The sequence below is a fragment of the Frankia sp. AiPa1 genome (assembly GCF_023243075.1).
Lineage (GTDB): Bacteria > Actinomycetota > Actinomycetes > Frankiales > Frankiaceae > Frankia.
On record NZ_JALKFZ020000184.1, the window covers coordinates 80,354 to 91,406 of the forward strand.

Here is an 11,053-nt window from a genome sequence, read left to right on the forward strand (position 1 = left end):
CCACCGCCCGTCATCCGCCGCCGCCCGTCATCCACTGCGGCCCGCCAGGTGGCACTCCCCGTCATGTGGCACTGCCAACCGGGTCCTTCGCCATCGAGACCGGCTGATCACCGCCGGCGAAAAGCAAGCTGGACAGCTCGTCATGCAACTCGTGAAACCGCGCCGAGCGCAGCATCTCCGGCGTGCGCGGGCGGGGCAGGTCGATGTCGACGAGCGCGGCGATCCGCCCGGGCCGGGCGCTCATCACCGCGACAGTGTCGGAGAGGATGACCGCCTCGGGAATGGAATGCGTGACGAGCACCGTCGTCGTCGAACGCTCGCTCCAGATCCGCAGCAACTCGAAGTTCAACCGCTGACGGGTCATGTCGTCGAGCGCGCCGAACGGCTCGTCGAGCAGCAGAACGCGGGGTTCGACCACCAGGGCGCGGGCGATCGCGACCCGCTGGCGCATACCACCGGACAACTGTGCCGGGCGGGCCTTCTCAAATCCGGTGAGCCCGACCAGGGCGATCAGGTCCGCGATCACCGAGCGGTCCGCCCGCACTCCGCCGACCTCCAGCGGCAGGCGGATGTTGGCCTCGACGGAACGCCACGGCAACAGCGCCGCGTCCTGGAAGGCAAGGCCGAGGTGATGCCCGCGACGGGCGGCGGCGGGGTGCTCGCCGTGCACCAGCACCTCGCCGCCGCTGGGCGTCTCCAGATCCGCGAGGATGCGCAGCACCGTGGACTTGCCACATCCCGACGGGCCGATCAGGGTGAGAAACGAGCCCTGATCGGTGGACAGGTTGACGTCATCCAGGGCGAGTACGGATCGACGCCCGAGCCGGAACTCCTTGCGCAGCCCCACCACACGCACGCCAGAGCCAGAGCCAGAGCCGAGACCGGGGCCAGAGCCGGGCTCCCCGGCGGGGCCGGAGGCAGACGTGGACGCAACCGGCGGCCTGTCGGCCGGCTCCGGCAGAGGTGCGGCGGCTGTGCTCATACGAGTTCCGGCTTCTCCTTGTACAGCTCCCGAAGGATGGACAGGTCGAACAGCTCTTCGGCGGTGATGTCCACGCCACCGAGTTTCAGGGTGGCGATGTTCTCCTCGATCAGCTGATCGGTGACGGTGAACAGGCCGTTCTGCTTCGTGACGTCGGTGAGGATGAGCTTGTTCTGGTCGGCGCTCTCGAGCTGCTGCTCCTTCTCCTCGAGCCCGAGGTCCTTGCCGTAGATGGTGGTGGCGAGCTTCGCGCCGAGCGTCGGGTCGGCGGTGGCGTCCTTCCAGCCGTGGATCTCCGCGGTGAGCGCAGCCTTCACCTTGTCCCGGTTCTTGGCAATGGATTCGTCGGTGACCATGAACGTCTCCGACACGAGCGGGTAGTTATGGTCGGCGAGCATGAACGTCGTGACGTCGAAACCCTTTACCCGCAGCGCGTTCGGTTCATTCGTCACGAACGAGAACCAGCCGTCCACGGTGCCGGTGGTCAGGGGTAGCGGGTCGAACTCCACCGGCACTTTTGTGATCTTGGCGGATTCGAGCTTGTTGGCCTTGAGGAACGCGGACCAGACGGACTCGTTGGTCGCCTGAACACCGATCTTCTTGCCCACCATGTCCTGGGGGGTTCTGATGGGCGACTTCGACAGCGACATGATGGCGAAGGGGTTCTTCTGGTACTGCGCCCCGATGATCTTCAGAGGCGCGCCCTGGGTGATCGCGTTGGCGGTGATGTCCGGCGAGGAGATGCCGATGAAGGCCTTGCCGGTGGCGACGTCGGTGTCCTGTGGCGTCGCCGAGGCGCCGCCAGAGATCAGGTTGACGCCGGAGAAGCCGGCCGCCTTGTAGTAGCCGCGCTGGTCAGCGATGTACTCACCGGCGAACTCGACGTTCTTGATCCAGGACAGCCGAACCGTGAGCAGCCCGAGCGAGCCGGAGCTCGCGCTGGAGTTCCCTCCGTCGCTGTCACTGCCGCAGGCGGCGAGCAGCCCACCGCCGCCCACGCCGAGCAGCGTGGCGCCGGCGGTCACTCCCACTCCCCGGCGGAGGAAACCCCGTCGATCCAGTCCTGTTCTCACCAAACCCCCATCGATCGCGTCCCAGCCGGCGTTGTCGGCGTCCCCACCGCCACCGTCCCAGCTCACCGACCTCGCAGGCGGCCCTCCGGACGCTAGAAAGGACGGGTATCAATCGAGTCGCGCTCGTGTGAATAGCCAGTAACTCCATTCTTGCCACCGGTCGGGCCGCCGTCCCCATGACCCCCGGGAATCCTTCAAACGGAAACACGGACGAAACCTGGCTGGGCGGACCGGAGGTGCTGCTAGGCTTCGCGTTCGTGCGCTTGAGCCCCCATGAACAGGAACGGCTGCTCATCCATGTCGCGGCTGGACTCGCCCGGGAACGACGTGCGCGTGGGCTTCGCCTCAATCATCCCGAGGCGACCGCGCTGCTCACCTCGTTCCTGCTCGAGGGTGCTCGGGACGGCCGCAGCGTCGCCGACCTGATGCACGCCGGGCGCACCGTGCTGACCCGCGAGGACGTGATGGAGGGGGTGCCGGAGATGCTGGCCGAGGTCCAGGTCGAGGCCACCTTCCCGGATGGCACCAAACTCGTCACCGTCCACCGGCCGATCCCATGAGCGCCGGCGGGGCTGCCTCGCCTGGCGGATCGGCGACGAGCGGTGGTGCGGCGGCGGCCGGTGGAGCGGCCCCCGGCAGTGGGGCGGCGGCGGTCGGCGGGACGGCGGCTGTCGGCGGGACGGCGGCTGTCGGCGGACTGATCCCCGGCGAGATCCTGCCGGGCGAGGGCGGCATCGAGACGAACCCGGGGCGTCCGGTGCTCACGCTGATCGTGCGCAACATCGGCGACCGGCCGGTGCAGGTCGGGTCCCACTACCACTTCGCCGCGGCGAACCCGGCGCTCGCCTTCGACCGGGACACGGCCTGGGGTCACCGCCTCGCGGTCCCGGCCGGGACGGCGGTGCGCTTCGAGCCCGGAGTGGAACGCGAGGTCGATCTCGTCCCGCTGGCCGGTGCCAGGATCGTGCCCGGCCTGCGGGCCGAGTACGCCGGAGCGATCGACGCCCGGACCAGCGTCCCGACCGCCGGTGAGGCGGGCCCGACCGGCGGTGGACCCCCCGGTGGTGGCGCCGCGACCGATCTGAGCCAGCTGCCGGGACACCTTGGGGAGGGCTCGTGAGCCGGCTGGACCGCTCCCGCTACGCCTCGCTGTACGGGCCGACGGTCGGCGACCGGATCCGGCTCGCCGACACCGACCTGTTCATCGAGGTCACCGAGGATCGCAGCCGCGGGCCCGAGGGCGCCGGCACCGGCGACGAGGCGGTCTTCGGCGGTGGCAAGGTGATCCGCGAGTCGATGGGGCAGGCGCTGGCCACCCGCGCGCAGGGCGCCCCCGACCTGGTCATCACCGGCGCCGTCGTCCTCGACCACTGGGGCGTGATCAAGGCGGACGTCGGGATCCGCGACGGGCGGATCGTCGCGCTCGGCAAGGCCGGCAACCCCGACACGATGGACGGCGTCCACCCGGATCTGGTCATCGGCCCCGGCACCGAGATCATCGCCGGCAACGGGAAGATCCTCACGGCCGGCGCGGTGGACTGTCACGTCCATCTCATCTGCCCGCAGCAGGTCCCCGAGGCGCTCGGCGCCGGCATCACCACGCTCATCGGCGGCGGCACGGGCCCCGCCGAGGGCACGAAGGCCACCACCGTCACCCCCGGCTCGTGGAACCTGGCCCGCATGCTCAGCGCGATGGACGACTTCCCGGTCAACATCGTCCTGCTGGGCAAGGGCAACACGGTCAGCGAGGACTCGCTCTGGGAGCAGCTGCGGGCCGGCGCCGCCGGCTTCAAGCTGCACGAGGACTGGGGCACCACCCCCGCAGCGATCGACGCCTGCCTGCGCGTCGCCGACGCCTCCGGCGTGCAGGTCGCGTTGCACTCCGACACCCTCAATGAGGCCGGGTTCGTCGAGGACACGCTGGCCGCCATCGCCGGCCGGGCAATCCACGCCTACCACACCGAGGGCGCCGGCGGCGGCCACGCCCCCGACATCATCACGGTGGCCGCCGCGGGCAATGTGCTGCCGAGTTCCACGAACCCGACCCGCCCGCACACCGTCAACACCCTCGACGAGCATCTCGACATGCTGATGGTCTGCCACCATCTGAATCCCAGCGTCCCGGAGGATCTCGCCTTCGCCGAGAGCCGGATCCGCCCGTCGACGATCGCCGCCGAGGACATCCTGCACGACCTGGGCGCCATCTCGATGATCGGCTCCGACTCGCAGGCCATGGGCCGCATCGGCGAGGTCGTCCTGCGCACCTGGCAGACCGCGCATGTCATGAAGCGCCGCCGTGGCACGCTGCCCGGCGACGGTGCCGCCAGCGTCCCCGGAAGCGGCGCGGACAACCTGCGCGCCCGCCGCTACGTCGCGAAGTACACGATCTGCCCGGCGGTGGCCCATGGCCTGGACACGCACGTCGGCTCGGTCGAACCCGGCAAGCTCGCCGATCTGGTCCTCTACGACCCGGCGTTCTTCGGCGTGCGCCCCTCGGTCGTGCTCAAGGGTGGCCTGATCGCCTGGGCCGCGATGGGCGACGCCAACGCGTCCATCCCCACCCCGCAGCCGGTCCTGCCCCGCCCGATGTGGGGTGCGGCCCGCGGCCCGGCTGCCTCCACCTCGCTGACGTTCGTCGCACCGGCGGCGATCGAGGACGGCCTGCCCGAGCGCCTGGGCCTGGCCACCCCGGTGGTCCCGGTCGCCGACGTCCGCCGCCGCGGCAAGGCCGACCTGCCGCAGAACACCGCCACCCCCGACATTCGCGTCGACCCCGACACCTTCACCGTCTTCATCGACGGCGACCCGGTGGACGCCGACCCCGCCACCGAGCTCCCCATGGCCCAGCGCTACTTCCTGTTCTGACCGAGGACACCCGGACAGCCCGCGCGGAAGCATTGATCATCACGACCGCGGAGCATGGCCTCCCCGGCGCGAACCGGCACCAACCGATCAACCGTGTCTGGCTGACGCCGCAGATCCACCTGGAACGCTACGCTGGCGGCGGGGTATCAGCTCTGGGCCGAGGCGGGGAGGTGCGTCGTGACCGCGGAGATCGTCCCTCCCGCCTGGATGCACCAGCAGATCACGGCGGAGCTGTACGACACGCTGTCCGAGGAGCAGTCCAGGGATATCGAGATCGTGGACGGGATGGTGGTCATGGTCCCGAGCGCCTCCCTCCAGCACAACCGGCTCGCCAAGAAGGTAGCCGTCGCGATGGAGACGGCAGGGGCGCCGGAGTGGTTCGCCGATCTTGACTTTGACGTTCGGCTCCACGACGTGCCGCTCACTGTCCGTCGACCCGACATCGTCGTGTACCGGGCAGGCGCGGTCGGGTTCCCGCCGATGCGCCCGGAGAGCATCCTGCTGGTCGGTGAGGTGGTGTCACCGGGTTCCGAAACCACCGACCGGGTCTTCAAACCGGAGCAGTACGCCCGAGCCGGCATCCAGTTCTACTGGCGGATCGAGCAGTCCGCGTCCGGTGTCCCGCTCGTGCACACCTACGTGCTCGACCTGGCCGCGCGAACCTACCGAGCTGGCGATGTTCACGCGGGTGTGGTCGAAGCCGCCGCCCCATTCCCCGTGAAGATCGACCTCACCCAGCCCTAGCCCGGCACACGCCAGGGGCGGGGCCAGGGCTCGATCCCATCGGCGATCGCAGCGCGCATTACGTCGATGTGGCCGTCATGCCACGGGCCACGGGCCGCGATCCGCCGCCGAGCGGCGTCCCGGCCGAAGCCCGCCGCCGACGCACAGGATCACTCCCCAAAAAGATCGCGACGATGATCGTACGAAGCGCGAGATCACCGCGGTCGGCCTCGCGGCGAGGACCTTCGCGCCTCCCAGGCCGAGGGGGGTCAGGTTACCCACCGGAACAACACGGTGGCTAGCCGGATCCCCTGAGCACGGTGCCGTGCCTAGCGTGGGTCTCGACTGATCATCGAGTTGAGGAGTGTCATGTCCTTACCGCGCAAGGTCGGCGTCGCCCTCATCGCCGCTGCCCTGATCGGTGCGGCGGGTCCGGCCTCGGCCGCGTCACGTTCCCATGGTGATCAACATGGCCCCGACAGCGGTCCGGCGGCGCAGGTGCAGATCACCGCCGACCTCGGCGATTTCGTGACTCCGCTTCGGCTGGACTATCCCGCCGCGGGCGGGCCGGCGCCGGTGGTCATGCTGATCCATGGCGCCGGAAACCAGGACCTGGACGCGACCGTCCTGAACGAGGTCGGTGTGTTCCGCTCGCACAACTTCGCCGATATCTCCGCTGCCCTGACCGCCCGGGGCTTCGCGGTGCTGCGCTACGACAAGCATTACGTGACCGGACCGGATCAGGCCACCGACAGGTACGCCGGACTGAGCCTGCCACAGATGACTGAGGACGCGCGCACCGTCCTGCGCACCGCGCTGACCGATCGACGCACCGCGGCGCATATCGACAGCCGCCGCGTGTTCCTGTTCGGCTGGAGCGAGGGCAGCACCATCGCCGCCGCGCTGGCCGCCGAGCATCCGGAATTCGCCGGACTCGTCATCCAGGGTGGAGTGAACCTGCCCTGGCGCGACGGCCTGCTCTACCAGGCCCGCGACGTCGCCGTGCCCTACCTGCGCCGGTTCGCCGTCCACGGCCGGCTGAACGCGGACGGACTGCGGCGGGCGTGGCAGACGGATGCCGGCCGGCAGGCCAAGGAATGGACCAGTTTTCTGATTCCCGGCCTCGCCGACGACGACTTCTCGGTGGAGCCGACCTTCGACGCCAACCACGACGGAGCCATCGACATCGACCGGGAACTGCTGCCCGCCCTTCCCGCCTTCGTCGACCAGCTGCTCGGGCCGAGCCGCCCCATTGCCCGGTACGGGCCGGGCCGGGCCCTTCCCACCACGCTGGAGCAGGCCCCGCACCTGCACCTGCCGGTGCTCATCCTCCAGGGTGAGAAGGACGGCAACGTGCCCGCCGTCGCGGCGGTGACCCTGGACCGGACCCTGGATCGGCTGGGTAACCAGGACCACCACCTGCGGCTCTACCCCGGCCTGGGGCACAGCCTCGGCCCCGCCCCGGCCGTGTGGCAGGACCAGCTGCTTCCCATCGACGCTCGGCCACTGAACGACCTCGCCACCTGGCTGCGCGGTCACCGGCGCTGATCAGGTGGACGGGCTGGTCAGGGCGGTGGTGATGACATCGCGGAGATGGCCGAGCAGCCAGCGGTGGGGGGCGTCGGCGTCGTTGCGGGGATGCCAGGCCTGGCTTCTCGGCGCGGACGATGAGCACGGCGTCGTCCGCGCCGAGAAGCTCGGCCCGGATCTCCGGTGCCGTCGAGTCGATCTCGCCGATCTCGACGTCGGCGGTGCCCGTCACGCAGCGGGTCGGCGGACGGGGTCGGCTCGGGCAGTAAGCGGACCCCGCACGGCGGGTGCCTCGGTGGCGAGCCGACGCAGCAGGTCGGGGCCGACGGCGGCGATGAGCATGTCACTGCTGAGGATGGTGAACGTGCGGTCGAGGTCGGCCGGGTCGGGCATGCTGACCGGCGCGAAGACGCTGCGGACGCGGCGGTCCAGGTCGCCGACCTCCGCCTGGATCTCCAGGGCACGCGGAGTCGGGACCATGGTGCGCACAGCACTATGCATGCCGTGCATTGTTCCACTGACTCACCTGCATTTGAAAGCAGATCGACGGGCATCTAGGCTTGGCCACACCCCCTAACGACCTATCGCGACAGTACGCGATCTCCGACATCACTCACCCGAAAGGTGTCCTCGCCATGCCCGCGACACTGCTTGATGACGCCCCACGCACCGTGCTGAACCGTCTGTTCACCGCCGCCGACCAGGACGGCCCCGCCCTGCTGGCGCTGCGCGACCAGTTCAGCGGTGAGGTGGATGTCTCCCAGGCCGCCGTGGCGGCCGAGGCCGCCGCCGAGATCTACATGCCCGTCGCCCCGGAGGTCGGACAGCTGCTCTATCTCCTGACCCGCGGGCTCACGCGCGGACGCGACGCCGCGCTCGTGGTCGAGTTCGGCACCTCCTTCGGGATCTCGACGATTCACCTGGCCGCGGCGCTTCGGGACAACGGCGGCGGCCGGGTCGTCACCACCGAACTGGTGGAGACGAAGGCCCATGCGGCCCGCGAGAACCTGGCCGAGGCCGGCCTCGCCGATCTCGTCGACGTGCGGATCGGCGACGCGTTCGAGACGCTGCGGGACCTGCCCGGCTCAATCGACCTGCTGTTGCTTGACGGCTGGAACCAGCTCTACCTGCCGCTGCTACGCCTGCTCGAACCCAGCCTCGCGCCCGGCGCGCTGGTCGTCGCCGACGACGTGACGCTGTTCGCCGAGGAGACCCGCGGCTACCTCGACCACGTCCACGACCCGGCGAACGGTTATCTCAGCACCGCTCTCCCCTTCGACGACGGCATCGACCTGGCCATCCGCCTCTGACCCGACGGCCCGAACCGGTCACCGCGACAAAAATCACCGACGTGCCCGGCAGCGCAGCGCATTACCTCCGAGGTCATCGACCGGCCGCCCCCGGGGCGCGACGATCCTGTCTGTCCGATACACCACCGAGCCACGGAGGCCCGTTCATGAGCGCCTATGCCATCGCCCACCTGCGTAACCCGAACCCGAATCCGGAGGTCATCGACTACCTGCGGCGCATTCAGGCGACCCTCGACCCCTATGCCGGTCGGTTCCTGGTCCACGGCGCGACCCACGAGGTCCTGGAAGGGGAACTTCCCGGCGCCGTCGTCGTCATCGGGTTCCCCACCCTGAAAGCCGCCCGCGACTGGTACGACAGCGCTCCCTACCAGGAGATCCTCCCGCTCCGGACGAACAACGTCGACTCGACGGCCTTCCTCGTCGAGGGCGTCACGCCCGACCACGACTCAGCGGCCCTCGGCGACGCCATGGCCAAGGCCGCCACCGGAGGGTGACCCGGCACGAGGAGGCGACGGCAGGCCGCACGCCTCACACCGCCCGGCCCGTTCCTTCTGGAATCCGCTGGTCCCCGTCAATCCCAGAAAAATGTCAATCCCAGGAGAATGAAGCCGCTCCGGATGCGGCGGACCGGTTCGCGGCTGGCACCCGTGGGGTCGGACGCCTCGGCGGCGCCGCCAGCGTGTCCCATCGGGTACTGGCGAGGCGTCGCTCCGTAAGCGAGAGCAGGTCGAAGACCTCTCGCGCAAGATAGCCGGTTGTATTGCGCTCGACCTTCCGGGCGGTGAGCACATCAGCCGCCACCAGCTCTTCCAGGGCCTGCTTCGCGGCGGGGAAGGAAACACGCAGTACGCGCTCGACCGTGCGTGCGGTCATTACCGGGAGTTCGGGGAGCATATCGAGTATTCGACGGATGGACGATCCTGCCCTGGCCTGCAGGGCCCGGCCGGAGGCGTGCCGGTGCCCGGCGAGCCGGTGCCCGGCGAGCCGATCGGCCCAGACCTGTTCGAGCGCGGCGACATCGCGGCTGAAGGCCCGGGCTTGGCCAGCGGCTAGATCGACGGCGTCCAAGAAACCCGCCAACCAGGCGTGGATGCTGGTCCGCGCCGCCGGCCCGTCGGGCGGGCCGTCGTATCGGTAGGCGGTCAGGCCTTCGACGTAGGCGTCGGAGCGGGTCAGCAGAACGAGGCTGACGGGCAGCACGGCCGAGCGTGTCAGCCCTCGGCGGGTCAACACGCTATGAATCAACGCGCGGCCGACCCGGCCGTTACCATCAGTAAACGGATGGATAGTTTCGAACTGAGCATGCACCAGCCCGGCCTGGATCAGTGCCGAGTGCCCGGCCCCGGATGCATCCCGGGAAAGATCATCTATCAGGCCTGGTACGAATTCGTACGGCGGCGGCACGAACTCGGCATCCAGCGGATGCCAGCCTCCGCCTCCCACCCAGTTCTGGACGGTCCGCAGCCCGGGCGGGTCATGCTCAGGAAGCAAAGCGTGATGCAGTTCGACGATCCCCTCACGACTTATCGTCTTCGCGGCCGCCAAGGCACCGCCCGCCTGCCGCAAAGCGCTGACGTTGTTGGCGACCAGCCGGGCGTTGCGCGAGAAGCCGCCCAACGACAGACCCTCGACCTCGGCCAGCTCGACCAGCGCAAGCTGCTGCGGTGAGACCTGAAGGCCTTCGATCCTGGACGATGCCAACGCCTCGGATCTCAGCAGGAAGTGGGCAAGACTCTCCAGCCCGCGTGCCCCCGGCATGTCCGCCAGCGAGCGAACCGAGGCCTCCACCTCGGCACAGCGCGTGTCGAGGACGGCATCCACCGTGAGTGGCCGACCGACGAGTGGATCAGGAACATAGGACTGATAGGTCCCACCCCGGCGGTCACGGCTCCCCGGAGCGCCATGCATCGGTTCCCAGCGGCGCGCCTCGTAGCCAGCCACGCGTCACCCCCAACCTTTAATGATCAAGGAGGTGGTCCAAGTTTGACCACCTAAACTTTAACGCACCGGACCGGGGTGATGATCATCGGCACGCCGAAGGTCAGGTCGCGCCGAGGATCATCAGGAGGACTCCCGCGGGACCCGACGCAACATCTGTCGCCCAGCCGGGGAATGGGCCGTTGCAGTACGACTGCAGTACGGCCATACTTGTACGGTCGTCACTGGGCGTGAGATGCGGGCGAGGGACAGCCGTCTCTATGAGTGTTGCCGTACCTTCGGCGTCGATCGCCTCGGACGGTCCCCTGGACGGGCAACGCCTGGGTGATCCGAAAGCCGCTTCCTTCGAGGTGGTGATGGCTGATCGGTCTCGGCACGTCTACAGGGCGACGGCAACGCTCGAATCAGCTCCAGACGGTGCCCTGTGTCGGGTCTTCGAGTGGGCGGGACGTGCCACCCCGCCGACAGCGCGACCCGCGGATTAAGAGAAGCGGGCGCTCCGTCTCCCAGCGCGTCGCGGATGGACTGGGCAGCACGGTCCGGCCTGCCTAGTACGTAACTGGTCAGGTGCCGGCTTGATCTTTGGTTAGCTGGTTGCGGGCATCCAGGGGCGGCCCTCGGCGAGTTGGACG

At 69.3% G+C, this 11,053-nt stretch carries 11 protein-coding genes; 7 read left to right on the forward strand and 4 right to left on the reverse strand.

Annotated elements, in window-relative coordinates:
- Positions 1-61: 61 nt before the first annotated feature.
- Both MXD95_RS25045 and MXD95_RS25050 read right to left on the reverse strand, forming a co-directional pair.
- A complete protein-coding gene (locus MXD95_RS25045; RefSeq protein WP_374122136.1) occupies positions 62-856 on the reverse strand; it encodes an ABC transporter ATP-binding protein in 795 nt (264 codons plus the stop codon).
- A 122-nt stretch (positions 857-978) separates the two neighbouring features.
- Positions 979-2,007, reverse strand: a complete 1,029-nt coding sequence (locus MXD95_RS25050; RefSeq protein ID WP_250643188.1) for an ABC transporter substrate-binding protein — start codon at positions 2,005-2,007, stop codon at positions 979-981.
- A 305-nt stretch (positions 2,008-2,312) separates the two neighbouring features.
- Between MXD95_RS25050 and MXD95_RS25055 the strand changes: the two genes are divergently transcribed.
- The 5 genes from MXD95_RS25055 to MXD95_RS25075 all read left to right on the forward strand — a co-directional run bounded on the left by MXD95_RS25055 (position 2,313) and on the right by MXD95_RS25075 (position 7,191).
- Positions 2,313-2,615, forward strand: a complete 303-nt coding sequence (locus MXD95_RS25055; protein WP_250643189.1) for an urease subunit gamma — start codon at positions 2,313-2,315, stop codon at positions 2,613-2,615.
- The gene (locus tag MXD95_RS25060; protein WP_374122137.1) at positions 2,612-3,175 is read left to right on the forward strand and encodes an urease subunit beta; all 564 of its coding nucleotides are present in this window, start codon (positions 2,612-2,614) and stop codon (positions 3,173-3,175) included. Before MXD95_RS25055 ends, MXD95_RS25060 begins: the two co-directional genes overlap by 4 nt.
- On the forward strand, positions 3,172-4,920 hold the full coding sequence (locus MXD95_RS25065) for an urease subunit alpha (RefSeq protein WP_250643190.1): 1,749 nt from the start codon (positions 3,172-3,174) through the stop codon (positions 4,918-4,920). The genes MXD95_RS25060 and MXD95_RS25065 overlap by 4 nt, the downstream gene beginning before the upstream one ends.
- A gap of 189 nt (positions 4,921-5,109) precedes the next feature.
- Positions 5,110-5,664 (forward strand): Uma2 family endonuclease, encoded by a 555-nt coding sequence (locus tag MXD95_RS25070; protein ID WP_250643204.1) that lies wholly within the window; start codon positions 5,110-5,112, stop codon positions 5,662-5,664.
- Positions 5,665-6,012: 348 nt separating this feature from the next.
- Positions 6,013-7,191 (forward strand): alpha/beta hydrolase family protein, encoded by a 1,179-nt coding sequence (locus MXD95_RS25075; RefSeq protein WP_250643191.1) that lies wholly within the window; start codon positions 6,013-6,015, stop codon positions 7,189-7,191.
- A 210-nt stretch (positions 7,192-7,401) separates the two neighbouring features.
- Here MXD95_RS25075 and MXD95_RS25080 read toward each other — a convergent pair whose 3' ends face one another.
- Positions 7,402-7,674: a hypothetical protein gene (locus MXD95_RS25080; protein WP_250643192.1), complete on the reverse strand. Its 273-nt coding sequence runs from the start codon at positions 7,672-7,674 to the stop codon at positions 7,402-7,404.
- A 134-nt stretch (positions 7,675-7,808) separates the two neighbouring features.
- Between MXD95_RS25080 and MXD95_RS25085 the strand changes: the two genes are divergently transcribed.
- Both MXD95_RS25085 and MXD95_RS25090 read left to right on the forward strand, forming a co-directional pair.
- Positions 7,809-8,483, forward strand: a complete 675-nt coding sequence (locus MXD95_RS25085) for an O-methyltransferase (RefSeq protein WP_250643193.1) — start codon at positions 7,809-7,811, stop codon at positions 8,481-8,483.
- Between the two features lie 146 nt (positions 8,484-8,629).
- A complete protein-coding gene (locus MXD95_RS25090) occupies positions 8,630-8,977 on the forward strand; it encodes a DUF1330 domain-containing protein (protein ID WP_250643194.1) in 348 nt (115 codons plus the stop codon).
- Between the two features lie 94 nt (positions 8,978-9,071).
- Here the strand turns inward: MXD95_RS25090 and MXD95_RS25095 are convergent, their stop codons facing one another.
- Positions 9,072-10,424 (reverse strand): Fic family protein, encoded by a 1,353-nt coding sequence (locus MXD95_RS25095; protein WP_250643195.1) that lies wholly within the window; start codon positions 10,422-10,424, stop codon positions 9,072-9,074.
- Positions 10,425-11,053 lie beyond the last annotated feature (629 nt).

Coding starts and splice junctions, on each gene's coding strand:
- MXD95_RS25060 (WP_374122137.1), top strand. CDS start 2,612: ATGAGCGCCGGCGGGGCTGCCTCGCCTGGCGGATCGGCGACGAGCGGT.
- MXD95_RS25075 (WP_250643191.1), top strand. CDS start 6,013: ATGTCCTTACCGCGCAAGGTCGGCGTCGCCCTCATCGCCGCTGCCCTG.
- MXD95_RS25080 (WP_250643192.1), bottom strand. CDS start 7,674: ATGCATAGTGCTGTGCGCACCATGGTCCCGACTCCGCGTGCCCTGGAG.
- MXD95_RS25085 (WP_250643193.1), top strand. CDS start 7,809: ATGCCCGCGACACTGCTTGATGACGCCCCACGCACCGTGCTGAACCGT.
- MXD95_RS25090 (WP_250643194.1), top strand. CDS start 8,630: ATGAGCGCCTATGCCATCGCCCACCTGCGTAACCCGAACCCGAATCCG.